Genomic DNA, 19,605 nt, shown 5'->3' on the forward strand with positions numbered 1-19,605 from the left:
CGCCTCACACCTCCTGGATTTCCGGGTTGGGGTTACGCAGCCGCGCCTCGTAGGTCGTGCGTGGCTTGGTGTTCAACTCCGTCAGCACGCCATAGTCCAGCGGGCTCGCCTTGCGGCGATTGACCGCGCTGTCCTTGTCGTTCAGGTCGCCGAAGACGATGGCCTCGGCCGGGCAGGCCTGCTGGCAGGCGGTCTTCACGTCGCCGTCGCGGATCGGCCGGTCCTCGCGGTCGGCGGTGATGCGGGCGTTGCGGATTCGCTGGATGCAATAGGTGCATTTCTCCATGACGCCGCGCGCCCGCACGGAAACGTCGGGATTCCAGGATTGCGACAGCCGGTTGTCGTCCGCCGAATAGTTGAAGTAGTTGAAGCGCCGGACTTTGTAGGGACAGTTGTTGGAGCAGAACCGGGTGCCGACGCAGCGGTTGTAGACCATCACGTTCAGACCGTCGGCGTCATGCATGGTCGCCCCGACCGGGCAGACCACCTCGCAGGGCGCGTTTTCGCAATGCATGCAGGGCATCGGCTGGAAATAGGTCTGATCCGGCGCCTCCGCCTCGCCCTCGTACCAAGTGTCGATGCGGATCCAGTGCAATTGGCGGTTCCGCAGCACCTGCTCCTTGCCGACGACGGCGATGTTGTTCTCCCCCTGGCAGGCGGCGGTGCAGGCGCTGCAGCCGATGCAGGAGTTAAGGTTGATCGCCATGCCCCAGGCGTTCCGCGGATACTCGTAATCGGGATAGAGCGAGTGTTCCGGCTCCTTGCGCTTGGCGAAGCCGGGATCCTGGCGGAACTCGTCCAGCGTGGCGTGACGGACCACGTCGGGGCTGTCGATCAACTGGTGGTGCTGGGTGGCGGCCAGCCGGTAGGTCTCGCCGGTCTTGCGCAGCTCCACCCCCGGCAGTTGCCAGAGATGGTCGAGCGGTCGCAGCCGGAAGGCGTCGAAGCCGAAGCCGACGCCGCGCCCGACCCGGCCCACCACCTTGCGGCCGAAGCCGAAGGGCAGGGTGACGCAGTCGGGGGCATGATTGGTCACCCGCCAGACCGGCGCGCGGAGTTGGCCGGCGGCGGTGCGCACCTCCACCACATCCTCATTCTGCAGGCCCAGCCGCTCCGCGGTTGCCGGCGCCATCAGCAGGGCGTTGTCCCAGGTCAAGGTGGTGAAGGGGCGCGGCAGCTCCTGCAGCCAGCCGAGATTGGCGTACCGCCCGTCGCGCAGCCACGGATCCGGCCGGAACAGAGCGGTCAGCGTCCCGCCGTCCGGTCGTGCCGGCGCCGGCGGCAGCCGGGTTGCGAGATCGGACGCAGGCGAAACGGAAACCGGTGCAGCGGCGCTGTCCGGCACCACGCCGGTGCGCAGGGCGTCGGCCCACAGCCGCTCCCCATCGCCTTTGCCCTGGAATCTTTCGATCCAGGCAGCGCGCAGGATGGCGTAACCATCGGGCCGCGTCTCGCCGGTGAAGACCGCCAACAGCTCGTGTGGCGACCAGCCGCCCCATAAGGGCTTGATCTGCGGCTGCTGGATGGTGACGGTGCCGTCGAAGGCCCGCGCGTCGCCCCAGCGTTCCAACTCATGCGCCTCCGGCACATGCCATGTGCAGAGCATGGCGGTCTCGTCCACCGCGGTGCCGAGATGGACAGACAACGGGACCTTTCCCAACGCCCCGGCGAAATCGAGGTCGACGGGCGCGGTGAAGACAGGGTTGCTGCCCAGGATCAGCAATGTGTCGACCCGTCCGGCCGCCATGTCGGCGACCAGTCCTTTCAGCGACTCGCCATGGTGGACCGGATCGGCCTCCACCGGCTCGATATAGCTCACCGTATGGCCGGGTGCGCCAAGCGCTCCGTTGATGGCGTGGACCAACGCATGGACCGCCGCAGATTGCGCCGGCCCGGCATGGACCAGCGCCGCGCCGCGGTTGGCGGATAGGTCGCGGGCGACGGCGCCGAGCCAGCCGGGGATCCCCTGGCGCCACTCTGCTGGCCCGACGCCAAGCTCGGCGGCGAGCGCGCGCACCACCGCCTCCACCTCGTCCGGGCGGGCGGCGAAGCGATGGTCGGCGCGGGCGCCGGCCAGGGTCGGCACGCTTTCCACCGCATAGAGGCGGCTCATTTCCTCCGGCCGCCCCTCCTCGGCTGCCCGGCGGCGACGGGCGAAGTCGCGGGCGTAGCGCAGATGGCCGGGCGCGCTGTCAAGAAAATCGCTTTCCACCGCCAGGATCGTCTTCGCCTGGTCGAGGTGCAGAACCGTATCCGCCGGTCGCCCGAACGCCAGCATCGCCCCGGCCCGCACCGTGTCACGCCCGTCCGCTTCCCAGCGGTGCCATTGCAGCGCTGGAAAGCGCTGCTTCAACGCGGCGATCTGCCCGGCGAGCGTGGGAGAGGTGACGGTGCCGGTTAGCAGCCGCAGCCCGTCGCCGCCGCGCGCGCCCAGAGCGGGCAAGCGGTCGACCAGCGCCTTGACCAGTCCATTGACGCTGGCCGCCCGGCCGGCGGTCAGCACCGTGCGCGAGCGGTCGGGGTCGTAGAGGTCGAGGATGCTGGCCTGGATGATTGGGTCAAGCGCGCCGAGGCTGGCGGGATGCTCCGGATTGCCCTCCAGCTGGACCGGGCGCCCCATCTGGTGGATGGCCAGCACACCGTCGGCATAGCCGCCGCGTGTGACGGCGGTGGCGAAATGGCGGGCGACGCCGGGAACGAGACCGGGCGGCATCGCTACATAGGGAATTGCCTGATCCGTGGCATCTCCCGCCGCCTCTCCCGGCCCGCAGCCAGACAGCCCGGCCAGCGCGAAGGAGGCGCCCATCAGTTCCAGCAGCCGGCGGCGGCCGACCCGCGCCTCCGCAAGATCCGGCAGGCCGGGGAACTCGGCGCGCAGCAACTCCACCACCGCCGGCTCGCGCGACAGCTCCTCCAGGCTGCGCCACAGCGCCCGGCCGCTCCGCCCGGCCAATCGGCCCTCGATCCGCCGGGCCAGCTCCTCCCGCCGCTCCGTCATCGGTGGCACACCGAGCAGTCGGACAGGGTTTCGGGATGAATGTGGTAGCGCGCCATCAACTGCTTGCCGGACGGCGTCGCCGCAGTCCGCTTCCAGTCGGTGTCGAAGACCGCCTCCTTCGGGCGCAGGTTCGGGGCAGGGTCGCGGTGGCAGTCCAGGCACCAGCTCATCTGCAGGCTCGCTCCCTTCCAGGTCAGGGGCATGGTGTCCACCGGCCCATGGCAGGTGGTGCAGGCCACGCCCTTGGCGACATGGATGCTGTGGTTGAAGAAGACGTAGTCGGGCAGCGTGTTGACGCGGTTCCAGCGGATCGGCGTGCCGGTGGCGAGGCTTTGGCGGACCGGGGCCAGCAGCTCCGCGTTGGTCCAGATCTGCGAATGGCAGGTCATGCAGGTGTGGGTCGGCGGCAGCCCGGCGCTGGGCGACTCCTCCACCGAGGTGTGGCAATAGCGGCAGTCCAGCCCCAGACCGCCGACATGATGCTCGTGGCTGAAGGGCACCGGCTGCGGCTGCACGATGCCCTGCCGTGTCGCATAGGTGGTGCTGGGGAAGAACCACGCGCCGCCGACCAGCGTGACCAGTCCGGCCAGCAGCGTGTAGAGCACCAGCTTGGTCGCGATGTTGGCGGTGGGGCTGAAGACTCCCGGCACGGTTCAATCCCCCGTCACGCCGGCAGTTCCCAGAGATTTTCGACAGGTTGCGCGATGCGCGTCGGTCCTGCGGCAGCCACCAGTCCGGCTGCTGCGGCCGCTTTGAAGAAGCGGCGTCGGTCCATGGCTGTGTCTCCCTATTTTCCGGCCCGGCATCGTGTGGGCTCGACCGGGACGAGGAACGGGGCGAGGGAACGGCATCGGGGTTGGCGTTCATCCGTACAAGTCCCCCATCCGCGATCCGGTTCCATGGCTTCGGTCGGGCTAGCCCGACTGCTCCGGGCGCTTGGCACCATGCGGCCAAGCCATTGGAACAGCACTTCATCAGGGGGCTATCCGCTTTCGACGTAGAGCCCCGTCGGGACCTCCACCGACAGATCAGTTGCCCGGTCCCGATCACCGTCATGACCTTTCCGATCCGGACGGCGGAACCACAAGCGACGGTGCGTCCCCGCACCTCCCGTGTGATTGGAAGGCGGGCAATCCGCCTGCGCCGCCGTAGGCGTCCCGGTCGCCGGCGGGGCGCTGGCCACGCTGGACGGGGTGCATGCCGTCCAGCGTGACGGGGTACGGCCTGCTCGGCCATATGCTGGAGATTGCCGCGGGTCGGGCCTGTCGGCGGAGATCCGCTTCGATGACCTGCCGTTCTTTCCCGACACGCTCGATCTGGCGCGGGCCGGCCACACCACCGGCGCCTCCACCCGCAATTGGGCGAGCTACGGTGCGGAGGTGCGCCTGCCCGCCGATTGGACGGACGAACAGGCGGCGCAGGCGTTCATCTTGGTCAGGGTCCGTTTCCCCGAAATCCCCAGCACGAGTTCCGGATTCTGGTGCCGCCGCAGAAATAGGCAGTCTTCCACCAATGCGCGGACCCCGGCGGCGGGAGCAGATCCGGCGGCGGGAGTTGGCCCTGCGCAGGCACGCCCTGCAGGAAACGCAAACACAAAAGGACATGCCATGCGTATCGCAATGCTCATTCCCGTCATCGGCCTCGCCCTGACCGCCGGCACGCCGGCTTTCGCGCAGTCGTCCACCGGCCAGCAGAGCACGCAGAAGAACGGCAGCGCCGCAGCCACCCAGACCCATTCGCAGATTCAGGCGATGACCCAGGATAAGCTCCGCAAGCAGTTGGAGCAGGCCGGCTTCAAGAATGTGACGGTCATCGACGCCGCCTATCTGGTCCAGGCCCAGACCCAGGACGGCAATCAGGTGTTCATGACCATCAACCCGCCGTCGCAGATGTCGGGCAGCTCGTCGACCGGCTCCGGCACTGCGACGACCGGCGGCCAGTCCGGGACCTCCACCACCGGCCATACCGGTTCGGACAGCGGCGCGACAAAGCAGTAAGGCGCCGTCCACGTAGCCATGAACCGCGGGGAGACAGGCGTCTCCCCGCCCTTTCCGCATGTCCGCAGCAATGAGGTTTCCGATGCATGTTCTTCCTGATCAACACCGGCTTATCGACCGGGGGCCGGCGCCCGTACGGAGGCGCAGCCGGATGTGGTTCGTCGTGGCCGCCGGGCTCCTCCTGGCGCCGGCCGGCCCCGCGCTGGCGCAGGGCAAGTCGGGACCGGCCGGAGAAATGCCGGCCAGCTTCGCCGACCTTGCCGAGGCGAAGCTGCCGTCGGTGGTGACGATCACGGCCTCTACCGCCCCGGAACGGCCGCAGATGGCGCAGTCCGACCAACAGGGCGGCGCCGGCCCCTTCTCCATGCTGCCCGACAGCCCACTGCGCGACTTCATGGAGGAGTTGCTGCGGCGGCAGACACCGGGCGCCCCCGGCGGCCATGGGCAGGGAGCCCCACGCGGAGAGGCGCCGGCCCGGCCGCACGGCATGTCGCTCGGCTCCGGCTTCATCATCGACCCAAGCGGTTATGTCGTCACCAACAACCATGTCGTGGAGCATGCGGACAAGGTCGAGGTCACCCTGACCGACAAGCGCAAGCTGCCGGCGAAGATCGTGGGAACGGACGTCAAGACTGATCTTGCCCTGCTGAAGGTGGAGTCCGACAAGCCGCTGCCGAGCGTTTCCTGGGGCGACAGCAGCACCATGCGCGTCGGCGACTGGGTGGTGGCGATCGGCAACCCGTTCGGGCTGGGCGGCACGGTGACCGCCGGCATCATATCCGCCCGGGCGCGCGACATCGGCGCCGGACCCTACGACGATTTCCTGCAGACCGACGCCGCCATCAACCGCGGCAATTCCGGCGGCCCGATGTTCAACGTCAAGGGCGAGGTGATCGGCGTCAACACCGCGATCTTCAGCCAGTCCGGCGGCAACATCGGCATCGGTTTTGCCATTCCCGCGTCGCTCGCCCGCCCGGTCATCGACGAGCTGCGCAGCAACGGCCGGGTGACCCGCGGTTATTTGGGCGTCACCATCCAGCCGGTCACGCCGGACATCGCCCAGGCGCTCGACCTCAAGGACCAGTCCGGCGCGCTGGTTGCCGATGTGTCCAAGGACGCCCCTGCCGCCAAGGCCGGGCTGAAGAGTGGCGATCTCATCACCGAATTCGCCGGCAAGCAGGTGGCCGGCCCGCATGAGCTGACCCGGATGGTGGCGCAGACCAAGCCCGGCGATACCACCCGCGTCGTTGTCCTGCGCGACGGCAAGCCGGTGACGTTGGAGGTGCGGATCGCGGAACTGCAACCGCCGGCGGAGCAGGCCGAGGCGAAACAGCAGCAGCCCGGCGGCGGCCAGTTCGGCCTGACGCTGGCGCCGATCACGCCCGAACTGCGTAAGGAGTTCTCGCTCGATTCCGACGTGAACGGTGCCGCGGTGGTGGAGGTTGCGCCGGACAGCCCGGCGGCGAAGGCCGGCTTCGAGCCGGGTGACGTCATTACCCGGGCGGGGCAGCAGACGGTGGGTGATCCCAGTGACGTGGCAAATGTCGTCGATCAGGCCCGCAAGTCCGGGAAGGATCATGTTATCCTTCTACGGCGGCGGGATGGCCAGTCGCTGTTCGTTCCGCTTCCGCTGGGGTGATTGGAGTGAAGGGCCGCCTGCGTTATTACTGGATGTTTCTGCGCGAGAGCCTGTGGTTCGTGCCGCTGCTGATGAGCCTCGCAGCGGTGGCGCTGGCGGTCCTTCTCGTCACCAGAGGGCCGGTGCTGCCCGACGGGGCGGCCGAGCTGTGGCTGGTCTACAGTGGCGATCCCGAAAGCGCCCGCCAACTGATGGGCGCCCTGCTGTCGGGCATCATCACGATGACGTCGCTGGTGGTCTCCATCACCGTCGTGGTGCTGACCCTGGCCGCCGGGCAACTCGGCCCCCGTCTGGTGCGCAATTTCATCGGCGATCCCCAGACGCAGGCGGTGCTGGGACTGTTCGTGGCGACGATTCTCTATCTGCTGGTGGTTTTCCGCAGCATCGGCACCCCATCCGACAATGCGATCCCTCACTTCGCGATCACCGTCGGGACCGCGCTTTCGGCCTTATGTCTGTTCGTGCTGCTGTTCTTCGTACACAAGCTGGCGCGGTCGATCATGTACGACAACGCCGTGCGCGACGTGTCGCGCCAGTTGCGCGCGTCCATCGATCTGCTTTTGCCGGAGAATGCGGACGCGGGAAAAATGCCGCCGCCAGTGCCGGAGGACGCGGTGTGGTTCGGGCTGGGAGAGGACGGCTATGTCCAGGCGGTCGACTTCGACATGCTCGTGCGCAGGGCCTGCGAGGCCGACGCGGTTCTGTGGCTCGACGTCCGGCCCGGGCATTTCGCACTCGTTCGCGGCCGTCACCTTGCCGTGCATCCGCCGGAGGCCTGTGACGAGGCGTTCCGCCGCTCCATCCGGCAGGCCTTCATCGTCGGGACCGAGCGGACCCCGACCCAGGACCTCGAATACGGCATCCGCCAGTTGGTGGAGATGTCATTGCGGGCGCTGTCGCCGGGGATCAACGACGTCTATACCGCGCTGACCGTCATAGACATGCTGTCCTCGGCGCTGTCCCGCATTTTCGAACGGCCGCTGCAGGTGGCGGTGCTGTGCGACAAGACGGGCGCGTTGCGTGTGGTCCGTAACGTGACCGACCATGACGGGCTGGTGCGGGCGGCCTTCGATCAGATCCGGCAGGCGGGCGCCACCATGCCGGCCGTTCTGATCCGCGTGGCGGAAGCTCTTGAGGCTCTGGCACCCTATGTCAGCGACGAGCCGCGCCGGCAGCCGCTGCTGGCGCAGATCGCCCTCATCGAGGCCGCGGGCGAGCGGAGCGACTTCCTCGACCGTGACCGCGAGGCGTTGCGCGTCCGCTGCCGCAGCGCACGGGACAGTCTGTCGGATCGGACCGCCGACTGAAGGGGCTCGGCCCGGAGCCGGTCTAACCGGCCGTTCGCCGGGCCATCTCCGAGTAGCCGGCCGAACGGGCGGACATCGGCAGTCCGGTGTGCCGAGCCAGGGGTGGACGGCGCGGCGTTTCGCAGTCGGTCCGCAGCCGGTTGCGGGCGCGGGACAGGCGGGACCGGACGGTGCCGACCGAAACGCCCAGCTCGTCGGCCGCTTCGAGATAACTGTCGCCATCGACGGCGACGATGCGGATCAGCCGCTGATGCTCCTCCGATAGCCCGCCGATGGCTGTCGCCACCTCCCGCAGCAAGACCTGATGGTCCTGTGACGGTCCGCTGGCGATTTCGCCGTCCATCACCTCGACCTCGCCGAAGCGGCGCTTGCGGGTCCATTTGCTGTAATGGACGTTCTTCAGGATGGTGCAGAGCCAGGCTTCCAGGTTCGTGCCCTGCTCGAACTTCTCGCGGTGGCGGAGCGCACGTTCCATGCAGTCCTGGACGAGGTCGTCGGCCTCGGCGGGGTTGCGGGTCAGGCTGCGCGCGAAGCGCTCCATCGCTGGCATGGACCGGATCAGGTCCCGGTCGAAGTCATAGGTCATCATGCGCTCCTTTTGGGTTGGCGCAGGGGGGTGGTCTCCCTGGTTTCGGGCCTAGTTCCGGGAAGTCTCCGGCGACTGCAGGGAGGCGGAACGGTCGAAGCTGTTCTCGGCGATGCGGAACCAAAGATGCTGGGCGTCGCGGAACGGCTTCCATGAGGAGTAGACCTTGCGGAAGCGGCCGTTCGCCGAGGCCAGCGCCTCCAACTGCTCCTCGGTGGCTCGGTGGGCGGCCCGCAATATCTCCAGCGGAAAGGGACGAAGGATCGCCCCCTCGGCCGTCAGCTGCTTCAGGGCGGCGGGGTTGAGGGCGTCGTAGCGTGCGGTGACCCAGAGATTTGCGTCGGCGCAGGCGACCTCCACCGCCTCCCGGTACTCGGGCGGCAGCCGGTCCCAGGCGTGGCGGTTGACGTAGCAGGACAGCTGCGCGTTCCCCTCGAGAAAGCCGGGGTAGTAGCAATAGGGCGCAACCTTGTGCAGGCCGAGCCGCAGATCGTCATGCGGGCCGGCCCAGGCCGCCGCGTCGAGAGTCTTGTCCTCCAGCGCGGTGCGCAGCCCGGCATGGCCGGTCCGCTGCGGTTGGCCGCCCAGGCGGCGAAGCACGTCGGCGGCCATTCCGGACACACGGAATTTCAGTCCGTTCAGATCCTGCGCGGCGCGGATTTCCCGCCGAAACCAGCCTCCCAGTTGTGAGCCGGTGTTGCCGACCGGGAAAGGGACCACATCGTGGTCGGCAAGCAGTTCGCGCATCAGCATCAGTCCGCCGCCCTGGTACATCCAGGCATTCTGCTGCCGCGCGTTCAATCCGAAGGGGACCGAGGTGTCGAAGACCAGCGCCGGCTCGCGGTCCATCGCCTGATAGCTGGCGCCCAGTCCGATCGGCGCGCCGCCGCTGCCGACGAAATCGAGCATCGGCTGATCCGTCTTCGGTAGCAGGGAGGAGTCGCGGTCGATGACGAACCGGTTTCCGGTCAGCCGAGCGACCCGGCGGACGAGGACCTCCACCCCGCCGTTCAGGATGTCCAGTTCCCTCGGGAATGTCGCGGCCAGCGGCCATCGGATCTGCGGCGGCCCTTGTGCGATCGCCGGGGTGGCGAGCACGGCTCCGCCCAGCCCGAGGCCCATGGCCGTCAGGAGGTTGCGCCGCTTCATCGGTCCTGTTTCCGTCTCTGGTCGACACCGCCCGGGGACTGGGCGTCCGCATTAGCCCATCGGCGCAATGCGGTTTCCGGCGGTGCGAAGTGTTTCTCACTCGTTCAGAAAGCTATGTCGTCCCCCTCGTGACTTCCATGTGACTTTGGTTTAGCGGCGAAGCCAACAGGACCCGATCATGCCCACCCACATCGTCGTCGCCGACGATCACCCCATGTTCCGCGACGCCATGCGTCTCGCCATCGCCCGCTCGCTGCCCGAGGCCGAAATCGTCGAGGCCGGGACGCTGGATGCGGCGGCGGCGGCGCTGGAGGAAAGCCCGGACGCCGATCTGCTTCTTCTCGACCTGAACATGCCGGGGATGCAGGGCTTTGCCGGGCTGGTCTATCTGTGCAGCCGCTTTCCCGCCTTGCCCATCGCGGTGATCTCCGCCAACGAGGAGCCGCGGGTGATCCGCCGTGCCCTTGGCGCCGGCGCCTGCGGCTACATCCCGAAATCCGCCCCGTCCGACATGCTGGGCGAGGCGCTGCAGGCCCTGCTGGCGGGCGAGTTGTGGCGGCCGGCGCTGCAGGAGCCGAACGGTGTCGGGGCGGAAGAGGATGCGGCTGCCCGCATCGCCAGCCTGACGCCGCAGCAGGTCCGGGTCCTGATGATGCTGAACGACGGGCTGGTGAACAAGCAGATCGCCTATGAGCTGGGCGTGTCCGAAGGCACGGTGAAGGCGCATGTCTCGGCGATCCTGCAAAAGCTGGGCGTCACCAGCCGCACCCAGGCCGTGATCCTCGTCCGCCAGTTGGCCGAGGACGCCGACGCCCCGCAGGAGATGATCCGCCGCGCGGCGGAAGAGCGGCGGGCAGGCTGAGGGAGCCTTATTCCGCCGCCGGCCGCGCATTGGTCAGGCGGCGCATCAGCGTGCGCAGGGCGGCCGGGCGGATCGGCTTGTTCAGCAGCGGCAGGCCGAGGCTCTCCGCCCGTTCCTTGACGACGGCGGACCGGTCGGCGGTGATCAGGGCCGCCGGAACCGGCTGGCGCAGCCGCTGCCGCACCGCCTGGACGCAGGCGAAACCGTCCTCTCCTTCGTTCAGATGGACATCGGCGAGGATGAGATCCGGCGCTCCGCTCTCCGCTTCGGCCAGGGCGGCGGTGAGCCCGGTGGCGGTCCGCACCCGACAGCCCCAGCCGCCCAGCATCGTCCGCATCCCGTCCAGGATGGTGGGGTCGTTGTCGATGCACAGGATGCTCGTCTGCTCGGCCGGCGTGGACTGCGCATCCGCCGCCTGACGATCGGCCTGTGCATCCGGCAGCGACACGCCGCGCGGGATGCGGACAGCGAAGACGGTTCCGCGGCCGGGGATGGAGTGCAGCGTCACCGGATGGTCGAGCACACGGCCGATACGCTCGACGATGGACAGCCCCAGCCCCAGCCCATGTTCCACCCCCGGTGCCTCGGCGAAGCGCCGGAACTCGCCGAAGACCAGGGCCTGCTTGTCCTCGGGAATGCCGATGCCGGTGTCGCAGACCTGGACCAGGACATGGCCGGCGGCCCGGCGGGCGCCCAGCAGCACCCGGCCCTGCGGCGTGTAGCGGATCGCATTGGCCAGCAGGTTCTGCAGCAGCCGGTGCAGCAGGCGCCAGTCGCTGTCGACGGCGAGGCTACAGGGCAGGATGCGCAGCTGCAGCCCCCGCTGCTCCGCCAGCGGCGCGAACTCCACCGCCAGCGTGGCGAAAAGTCGGCCGAGCGGGAAGCTCTGCCGCTCCGGCTTCACCGCGCCGGCGTCGAGCCGGGAGATGTCCAGCAGTTCCCCCAGCAGTTCCTCCACCGACGCCAGGGCGCCGTCCAGCTTGCCGACCAGCGCGTCGTTCGGCATCCGGTCGCCGAGGCTGGAGGCATAGAGGCGCGCGGCGTTCAGTGGCTGCAGCAGATCGTGGCTCGCCGCGGCGAGGAAGCGCGTCTTGTCCTGGCTGGCTTCCTCCGCCGCGGCCTTGGCACGGGCCAGTTCGGCGGTGCGCTGGCGGACGCGCTGCTCCAGCCGGTCCTTGGCTTCGGCCAGCGCCGCGGCGGCGCGGACACGCTCAGTCATGTCGGAGAAGGTGGTGACATAGCCGCCGCCGGGCATCCGGCAGGTGTGCATCTCCAGGACGCTGCCGTCCGGCCGGTGCTGCTCGACCGGGTTGGCGATGCTGGCGAGGAAGACGTCGAGCTGCCGGGCGACGAGGGCGGCGGGATCGCCCTGGCCGTAGAGCCCATGCAGGGCGCCGAAGCGCAGGATTTCCGGAAGGGCGATCCCGGCCGGTTCCATCTCCGCCGGGATCGCCAGCAGCCGGTGGAAGCGGCGGTTCCAGCTGACCAGCCGCAGATCCTTGTCGAAGACGGCGATCCCCTGGGCGACGTTCTCCATGGTCGTCTGCAGGACGTCGCGGTTGTACTGGATGGCCGCCGTCGCGTCGTCCAGCAGCCGCAGCGCGTTGCCCTTGCCGACGCTGTGCCGTTCCAGCGTCAGGGCCATCACCAGCCGGGCGGAGGCGGCGCCGATGGCGCTCGCCAGCAGTTTCTCCGTCTGCCGGATCAGGCGCAGGTCGGCCTCTCCCGTGCTGTTGGACGCCGATAGGCCGGCGAAGCCATGCTCCGCCCGTTCGGGGCCGAGATAGCGGGCGGCCACCGTCCTCAGTTCTTCCGCCGTGACGGAGCCGGTGCGCGGTTCGAACCCGGCATGGCTCCACTGGAGGTCGGTGTCGGTGAAGGCGCCGGCCTGCAAACGCTCGATCGGCCGTGGCACCGTCCGCAGCGAGACCGCGATGTAGACCACGCTGTTGGCGAGCAGGCTCCAGGTCACGCCATGGACGAAAGGATCGAAATGGAAGCCGAGCAGACGCTGCGGCGCCAGCAGGCCGGTTCCGAACGGACCGGTGGTCAGGATGGCGGACGACAGCCAGCCGGCCTCGATGATCGCCGGCAGCAGCAGCGTGTAGCCCCACACGACGAAGCCGGCGACGACGCCCCAGACGGCGCCGGTCGCTGTGGCCCCCCGCCAGATCATGCCGCCGATCAGGGCCGGCGCGAACTGCGCCACCGCGGCGAGGCTGACGAGGCCGATGGAGGCCAGAGGGAAGCCGGTCCCGATCATCCGGTAATAGACGTAGGACAGCAGCATCAGCACCAGGATCGTCACCCGGCGGGTGCCCAGGATCAGCCGGCGCATGTCCAGACGATCGATCCGGCCGCCGCGGCGGCGCAGCAGGATGGGCACCACCAGATCGTTGCTGACCATGTTGGCGATGGCGACGGAGGAGACGATCACCATGCCGGTGGCGGCGGACAGGCCGCCGACGAAGGCGATGGTCGTCAGAATTTCCTGCCGGCCGGACATCGGCAGGGCCAGAACCGTCATGTCGCGGTCCACCGAACCTTCCGGGAACAGCAGGAGGCCGGCTGCGGCGATGGGAACGACGAACAGGGCCATGGCCGCGAGATAGGTCGGGAACAGCCACGTCGCCTGCCGGATATGCTCCTCGTCGCGGTTCTCGATGACGGCGACGTGGAACATGCGCGGCAGGCAGAGGACCGACAACCCGGCCAGCGCGGTCATGGTGATCCAGCTGGAACCGTTGACGCCGCTGGCGAACTGGTGCCGCAGGTCCGGTTCGGCCGATGCCAGACGCAGCAGGTCGGCCGGTCCGTCGAACAGTCCCCAGGTCGCGTAGGCGCCGATGGCGAGGAAGGCGGTCAGCTTCATCACCGCCTCCACCGCGATGGCCAGCATCATGCCCTCGTTGCGTTCGGTCGCGTCGACGTGGCGCGTGCCGAACAAAATGGCGAACAGGGCGAACACCACGGCGGCGACCAGCGCGCTGTCGGCCCAGATCGGGGAGGCCGCCGGCTGCTCCAACATGACGATCTCGGGATAGCGCAGCAGGACGGCGAAGCTGGATGAGACGGCCTTCAACTGCAACGCCATGTAGGGCACGGTCCCGACGATGGCGCCCAACGTGACGATGGCCGCGACCGACTGGCTCTTGCCATAGCGGGCGGCAAGGAAATCGGCGATCGAGGTGATGTTCTGGGCCTTGGCGATCCGCAGGATCTTGTGCAGCAGCGGCCATCCCAGCGTGAAGATCAGGATCGGGCCGACATAGATCGGCAGGAAGGCATAACCGCCGGTCGACGCCATGCCGACGCTGCCGTAGAAGGTCCAGCCGGTGCAGTAGACGGCCAGCGACAGCGCATAGACCAGCGGACCCGATCCCGCCCCCGGCTGCGTCCCATGGCGGCGCGCCCGGCGGTCCCCCCAGGAGGCGATGGCGAACAGGAACCCGAAATAGGCCAGCGCGATGGCCAGAGCCGCTCCACTCATCAGCATGCCTCCTGAGTTCGGAGGTGACGTCCTGCGGCACAACGGAAAAATCGGGGAGGATCAGGGCAAAAGGGGCGGGTTCCAGCCTACATCCTCTCCTTCACGCCGGTGGAGATCAGCCACCAGTTGACCGGGTAGGATGTGACGAAGCCGCAGAGCATGGCGATCTGCATCATGAACCAGAACTCCGGGGAGGCCGGCTCCAGCTTTGCGCCCAGCACCGTGCCGAACAGGTAAAAGCCGGCGAAGGCCATGAAGCCGTACATGCCGACCTGCCACGCCGTCAGCGAGGCCGCATCGGCCTTCACCGCCTGCACCAGCCCTTCGCCGGGGGACAGGTTGCGCATCGGCTTGATGGTGAAATACTGGAAGGCGACGCCGAATGCGAAGGCGAAGATGAAGTCGACGATCCACACCGCGAACATCTTCTCGGCAAACAGGCTGCGCCAGCCGAACCAGACCGCCACCGTCGGTGCGAACACCACCAGCCATTCGGCGATGATGTCGCCCAGCGTGCAGCCGCTGCCGCAATGGGCCGCCCCCTTGGCGACCATCATCGGGAAGGGCGTGTCGCGCTTGCTCGGCATTTCCTCGCCGCGCTCCTTCGCCTGCCGCATCATCTCGTGGGTCGCCAGCCGGCCATAGGTGAAATAGCCCCAGAGGGTGAGGACCGTCCCGAACAGGGCGGTCACCGGCCAGACGACGTTCATGATCCACATGTGCTGGGGATGGCGCACCACATCGACCAGCACGACCAGCGCGCACAGCCCGCCGAAGACCAGGGCGGCGATGGACAGCAGATGAAGCCAGTCGGGAACCATCAAAGAACCTCCGCGTCGCCGTGATCGGGGCGGAACGATGGCGTCCGGCCCCGGGCGACAACTCGGCATGGCGGCGGTGGGTTCCTGATGATGTCGGGGTGCGGCTCGGAATGGCAGGCTCATGTCCCCGGAATGACCTTCTGGAGCGCCAGGGTCAGCGGGAAACACAGTGCGGCGGCAACGGCGAGCGGGGCGGCGGCACCGGCTCCGGCCGCGGCGATCAGCACGGCGTCGTAGAGAGCGATGGCGGCGATCAGGACCGCCACCGCGCGCGGAACGTCACCCGGCGCGCGGCGGAACAGGCGATGCACCGCCCAGCCCGTCGCCGCCGCCAGCGCCGCCCACAGGACGAGCGCCGCCGGGTTGCCGAGCGCGACCCACAGCGCGCCGGCAAGCGGGACCGCCAGCACGCCCAGCGGCCAAGCCTTGTCCAGCCGGTCGTAGGCCTCCTGCCGGGCGGCGAAGGTCAGCCCGACCACATGGCAAAACAACCCGCCCGCCCCCAGCAGCATCCAGGGCGCCAGCGCGCCGCCGCCTGCGATGGCCGCCGCGGTGGCGTAGGACAGCAGCCGGCACAGACCCATGATCGCCGGAGCCGCCGCCGTGCGCTTGTGCAGGGCGTCATAGAGCAGGATCGCGCCCGCCAGCAGCCCGCCGCATAGTCCCGCCTGCAGTCCCGACAGGGCGGCCAGGGCGACGCCGAGCGCGATCAGTATGAGGCCGGCGGCGAACACCGCGCCGAGGGAGGCATCGCCCTTCGGAATCGGGCGGCCCGGCCGTTCCCGCGCGTCGATCTCCGCATCGAAGGCGTCGTTCAGGTACATGCCGCCGACATAGAACAGCGCCAGCACGATGGCGGCGCGGGCAACTCCGTCCAGCGTTCCGACACCGGAGAGCGCGATCCCTGCCATCGCGTTGCTCAGCACCGTCGGCAGGTTGGAAACCCGGCCGAGGATCAGGGCCGCGCGCGGGCGGATCAGGACAGCCGTTCCAACACCCATCGCAATTCCCTTTCGATTCCGTCGACGACGCTCATCGCACCCGCGCCGCAGGCTTCGGCGGGCAGGACATCCCAGGTGTAGGTTTCGACCTCCAGATGCGGCGCCACCGGCCGGCCGCGGTGGATCGCCAGCACCCCCTCCAGCGCGCCGCTGGTGGAATCGAGCGGCGGTTCGGGTTCGGCGAAGACCGGGACGTGGAAATGGACCCGCCATTCCTCGTCCTCGCCGCCGGGGCTTTCCAGCGCCTGCGGCAGGTCGACGAAGCGCCGCAATCTGCCTGCCGCTGTGCCATCCGCCGCGCGGGCGACGGTCTGGTGGAGATAGACGGCATCGCGGAAGGCGGCCAGCCGCTCGCGCGCTACGGCATCGGCCCGCTCGATCCGCAGGGCGGCGCTGAGCTGGACCTTGTGGATCGGGATACCGGCGGCGGCCAGGGCGGCCAGCGTCTCCACCGGTTCCTCGAAGTTGACCGCCATGTGGCAGACGTCGAGGCAGAGGCCGAGATGGCGCGGCAGCGCCGCCGCCGCCTCGTCCGCCGTCAGCCCGGCAAGGGCGCCGAGCCGCCGGGCCGCCGCATCGGTGAACAGGTGCGCCCGGAAGAAGGTGACGGCATCGGCGGTGCTGTCCAGCAGGCACCAGGGTTCCGGCTCCAGTGCCAGCGCCACGGTTCGGCCGGTGCTTTGCTCCAGCCGGACCAGCCCGGCCACCGCCTGCAACAGCCCGTCGGCCACCGCCGCTTCGCGCCCGGTCACGCGTGGGGCGTAGCCGCCGGGCACGGTGCTGATTGTCGCGAAGCCGCCCGGCGGGACCAGGGCGGCCATGGTCTCGGCCAGGGAGAGGCTGTAGGCGACGCGCTCCGCCGTCGTCCAGTCCGGCTCGTAGACGGCCTCCTTGACCGGCGCGCCGTGGAAGCGGCCATAGGGGAAGCCGTTCATGGTGAAGGCCGCGAACCCCTCGCCGTCGAAGATCGCCGCCAGTTCCGCCGCCACGCCCGCTTCCGACGCCGCCTCGGCGGACAGGCGCAGCCCGACGCCGAAGGGGCGGTCGGGGCAGAGCCGGCGCTTGATCTCGCGCACCGGCCCCAGCAGGGCCGCCCGCACCTCGGCGAAACTCTGGGTCGGGTGGACGTTCAGGCAATAGCCGAGCGTGCCGCCGCCGGACAGGCGCATCAGGCGGCCTCCCGCGCCGACAGCCAGCCGATGGCGCTTTCGACCAAGGCGGCATCCATGGCGTTGACCTCGATCCCCCGGCCGATGCCGGCCAGCAGGGTGATGGTCAGCCGGCCGCCGAGATGCTCGCGGAACTCCTCCAGCCCGGCCAGCACCTGCGGCCGGCCGGCGGCATCGACGCGGGCGAGCGCCGGGTGCCACAGGCGGAAGCCCAGATGCTCCAGCAGGACGGCGACGCGCAGATCCTCGCCCTCCGGCAGAAGCCCGGCCAGCACCGAATAGCGGGTGTCGAGCGCGATGCCGATGGCCACCGCCTCGCCATGGCGCAGGTGGTTGCGGCTCAGCGTCTCCAGCTTGTGGGCGGCCCAATGGCCGAAATCGAGCGGGCGGGCGCTGCCCTGTTCGAACGGGTCGCCGCCCTCGGCGATCTGGCGCATGTGCAGCTCGGCGCAGCGGCGGATCAGGTGGGCGACGGCGTCGGGCTCGAACAGGGTCAGGGCGTCGGCCGACCGTTCCAGCCATTCGAAGAAGGCGCCGTCGCGGATCAGCGCCACCTTCACCGCCTCCGCCATGCCGGCGATGCGGTCGCGCTGCGGCAGGCTGTCGAGGAAGGCGGCGTCGTTGACCACCGCCCAGGGCGGGGCGAAGGTGCCGATCTGGTTCTTGGCGCCGTTCAGGTTGATGGCGCTCTTCACCCCGACGCCGGAATCGTTTTGCGCCAGCACCGTGGTCGGCATGCGCACCAGCCGCACGCCGCGGTGCGCGGTGGAGGCGGCAAGCCCAACCGCGTCGAGGAAGGCGCCGCCGCCGACCGCCAGCACATAGGAATGGCGGTCGATGCCGTGGCCGAGGATGGCGTCATGCATCTGCCCGATCAGGGCCGGGTCGTTCTTCACCGCCTCCCCACCCGGCAGCAGGCGGGGTGGCGCCACCAGGGTCGGCAGATCGTCGCGGGCGGCGAAATGGGCGGCGATGGCCTCCGGCAGGGCCGGGTGTCCGGCCAGCACGCCCATGTCGACGAAGGCGAGGCAGCGCGGGCGCGGATCGGCACCCGCCGTGCCCATGGCGTCGGCCAGCGTCGGGTTGGCCGGGTCGAAGGCATCGCGGGTGAAGGCGACGGCGTAGTCGAAGGTGACGGCGAAGCGCTGGCGGATGATGGGGGAGCAGACGTCCGGATGGAGAGTGGAGGTCATCGGGCGGTCACCTCGTCGAAGAGATGGGGTCGAAGAGATGGGCGAGCAGGAGGGACTTGACCGCCTCCGCCGGCACCGGGCCATCGGGCAGCAGGGCGGGTTCGGAGGAGATCAGCAGCGGCCCGGCCTCCGGCCGGTCGGTCGGTCGGCCGTGCGATCCCTTCACCAGCCCGGCGTCGAGCGGGATCACGTCCATCAGCGTGCGGAAGCCCAGCGCCTTCTTCGCCAGCCGCCAGCCGATGGATGCCTTCGGAAAGCGCAGGGCGGGGTCGAGGAACAGTTCGGCCGGGTCGTAGCCGGGCTTGCGGTGGATTTCCACGGTGCGGGCGAAGTCTGGCGCCCGGTCGTCGTCCACCCAGTAGGGATAGCTGAACCAGCGGTCGGCGCGGGCGACCGCGACCAGCTCGCCGGCGCGCGGGTGGCGGATGCCGGCGGCCTGCTGCGCCTCGGCGTCCAGCACCCGCTCCACCCCGTCGAGGCCCAGCAGCAGGTCGCGCACCGCCGCCACCTGTTCGGGGTTGCGGACATAGACATGGGCCAGCTGGTGGTCGGCGACGGCGAAGGCGGCCGAGGCGCCGGGGTCGAGCAGTTCGCCGCCCTGTTCCTCCCGTACTGCGATCAGCTCGGCCCAGCGCAGGGCGCGGTTGATGGCGATGGGGCCGGACACGCCGGTGATGCCGTATTCCGACAGCACGACGACCCGCGTGCCCTCGCGCTCCGCCGCCTCGATCAGTGGAGCGGCCAGGGCGTCGACGGCGGCGACCTGGGCGGGGATGCGCGGGTCGTCGGGGCCAAGCCGCTGCAGGTCGTAGTCGAGATGCGGCAGATAGACGAGCGACAGGCTGGGGCGGAAGCGCCGCTCCACCTCCGCCGCGCAGTCCGCGATCCAGCGGCTGGACACCAGATCGGCGCCGGGGCCCCAGAAGCGGAACAGCGGGAACGGTCCCAACGCCTGTGTCAGCTCGCCGCGCAGGGTGTCGGGGTGGGTGTAGATGTCCGGCAGCTTGCGGCCGTCGGCGGCATAGATCGGGCGTGGTGTGACGCTGATGTCGGCGCCGGAGTACATGTTGTACCACCAGAACAGCTTCGCCCCGACGAAGGCCGGGTCACGGCGCCGCGCCTCCTCCCACAGCGTTTCGCCGGCGACCAGCCGGTTGCTCTGCTTCCAGAACAGGATTTCCGACAGGTCGCGATCGTACCAGCCGTTGGCGACGCAGCCATGGCCGGAGGGGGGAAGCCCGGTCAGCATGCTGGCCTGCACCGAGCAGGTGACCGCCGGCAGCACCGGCACCAGCGGACGCATCCCCCGCGCCGCCAGCCGGGAAATGGCGGGTGCATGGGGCAGGAGGTCGGCGGTCAGCCCGACGATGTTCAGGACCAGCGTGCGCCTCAT

General features: G+C 69.3%; 15 protein-coding genes. 4 read left to right on the plus strand and 11 right to left on the minus strand.

Annotated elements, in window-relative coordinates; translation table 11 throughout:
- Window positions 1-4: 4 nt before the first annotated feature.
- The 3 genes from ACCD06_RS30090 to ACCD06_RS30100 are packed head-to-tail and all read right to left on the minus strand — an operon-like array spanning window position 5 to window position 3,773.
- Window positions 5-2,998 (minus strand): TAT-variant-translocated molybdopterin oxidoreductase, encoded by a 2,994-nt coding sequence (locus ACCD06_RS30090; RefSeq protein ID WP_413345722.1) that lies wholly within the window; start codon window positions 2,996-2,998, stop codon window positions 5-7.
- Window positions 2,995-3,648 (minus strand): cytochrome c3 family protein, encoded by a 654-nt coding sequence (locus ACCD06_RS30095; RefSeq protein WP_413345724.1) that lies wholly within the window; start codon window positions 3,646-3,648, stop codon window positions 2,995-2,997. Before ACCD06_RS30095 ends, ACCD06_RS30090 begins: the two co-directional genes overlap by 4 nt.
- A 14-nt stretch (window positions 3,649-3,662) precedes the next feature.
- Window positions 3,663-3,773: a twin-arginine translocation signal domain-containing protein gene (locus tag ACCD06_RS30100; RefSeq protein ID WP_109155893.1), complete on the minus strand. Its 111-nt coding sequence runs from the start codon at window positions 3,771-3,773 to the stop codon at window positions 3,663-3,665.
- Between the two features lie 832 nt (window positions 3,774-4,605).
- Between ACCD06_RS30100 and ACCD06_RS30105 the strand changes: the two genes are divergently transcribed.
- The 3 genes from ACCD06_RS30105 (at window position 4,606) to ACCD06_RS30115 (ending at window position 7,941) form a co-directional block, all read left to right on the plus strand.
- Complete coding sequence (locus ACCD06_RS30105; protein WP_109155894.1) at window positions 4,606-4,995, plus strand: hypothetical protein; 390 nt, start codon at window positions 4,606-4,608, stop codon at window positions 4,993-4,995.
- A gap of 151 nt (window positions 4,996-5,146) precedes the next feature.
- Window positions 5,147-6,634: a DegQ family serine endoprotease gene (locus ACCD06_RS30110; protein ID WP_413345727.1), complete on the plus strand. Its 1,488-nt coding sequence runs from the start codon at window positions 5,147-5,149 to the stop codon at window positions 6,632-6,634.
- 5 nt (window positions 6,635-6,639) lie between these two features.
- Window positions 6,640-7,941, plus strand: coding sequence for a DUF2254 domain-containing protein (locus tag ACCD06_RS30115; protein WP_413345729.1), 1,302 nt, complete (start codon window positions 6,640-6,642; stop codon window positions 7,939-7,941).
- Between the two features lie 22 nt (window positions 7,942-7,963).
- Here ACCD06_RS30115 and ACCD06_RS30120 read toward each other — a convergent pair whose 3' ends face one another.
- Both ACCD06_RS30120 and ACCD06_RS30125 read right to left on the minus strand, forming a co-directional pair.
- Window positions 7,964-8,530: a sigma-70 family RNA polymerase sigma factor gene (locus ACCD06_RS30120; RefSeq protein WP_413345731.1), complete on the minus strand. Its 567-nt coding sequence runs from the start codon at window positions 8,528-8,530 to the stop codon at window positions 7,964-7,966.
- A 48-nt stretch (window positions 8,531-8,578) separates the two neighbouring features.
- Complete coding sequence (locus tag ACCD06_RS30125) at window positions 8,579-9,676, minus strand: TRAP transporter substrate-binding protein (RefSeq protein ID WP_413345733.1); 1,098 nt, start codon at window positions 9,674-9,676, stop codon at window positions 8,579-8,581.
- A gap of 178 nt (window positions 9,677-9,854) precedes the next feature.
- On the opposite strand from ACCD06_RS30125, the gene ACCD06_RS30130 reads away from it, so the two are divergent.
- Entirely contained in the window at window positions 9,855-10,538 is a 684-nt protein-coding gene (locus ACCD06_RS30130) for a LuxR C-terminal-related transcriptional regulator (protein WP_413345735.1), read from the plus strand.
- 7 nt (window positions 10,539-10,545) lie between these two features.
- Here ACCD06_RS30130 and ACCD06_RS30135 read toward each other — a convergent pair whose 3' ends face one another.
- The 6 genes from ACCD06_RS30135 to ACCD06_RS30160 all read right to left on the minus strand — a co-directional run bounded on the left by ACCD06_RS30135 (window position 10,546) and on the right by ACCD06_RS30160 (window position 19,605).
- On the minus strand, window positions 10,546-14,028 hold the full coding sequence (locus tag ACCD06_RS30135; RefSeq protein ID WP_413345737.1) for a NahK/ErcS family hybrid sensor histidine kinase/response regulator: 3,483 nt from the start codon (window positions 14,026-14,028) through the stop codon (window positions 10,546-10,548).
- Window positions 14,029-14,114: 86 nt separating this feature from the next.
- Entirely contained in the window at window positions 14,115-14,849 is a 735-nt protein-coding gene (locus ACCD06_RS30140) for a DUF4396 domain-containing protein (RefSeq protein ID WP_413345739.1), read from the minus strand.
- Between the two features lie 119 nt (window positions 14,850-14,968).
- Window positions 14,969-15,850, minus strand: a complete 882-nt coding sequence (locus tag ACCD06_RS30145) for a UbiA family prenyltransferase (RefSeq protein WP_413345741.1) — start codon at window positions 15,848-15,850, stop codon at window positions 14,969-14,971.
- On the minus strand, window positions 15,826-17,019 hold the full coding sequence (gene eboE, locus ACCD06_RS30150) for a metabolite traffic protein EboE (RefSeq protein WP_413345743.1): 1,194 nt from the start codon (window positions 17,017-17,019) through the stop codon (window positions 15,826-15,828). The genes ACCD06_RS30145 and eboE overlap by 25 nt, the downstream gene beginning before the upstream one ends.
- On the minus strand, window positions 17,019-18,212 hold the full coding sequence (locus ACCD06_RS30155; RefSeq protein WP_413345745.1) for a 3-dehydroquinate synthase: 1,194 nt from the start codon (window positions 18,210-18,212) through the stop codon (window positions 17,019-17,021). Before ACCD06_RS30155 ends, eboE begins: the two co-directional genes overlap by 1 nt.
- A 7-nt stretch (window positions 18,213-18,219) precedes the next feature.
- A complete protein-coding gene (locus ACCD06_RS30160; RefSeq protein ID WP_413345747.1) occupies window positions 18,220-19,605 on the minus strand; it encodes an alkaline phosphatase family protein in 1,386 nt (461 codons plus the stop codon).

It is taken from the genome of Azospirillum sp. CT11-132 (genome assembly GCF_047302835.1).
Classification (GTDB): domain Bacteria; phylum Pseudomonadota; class Alphaproteobacteria; order Azospirillales; family Azospirillaceae; genus Azospirillum.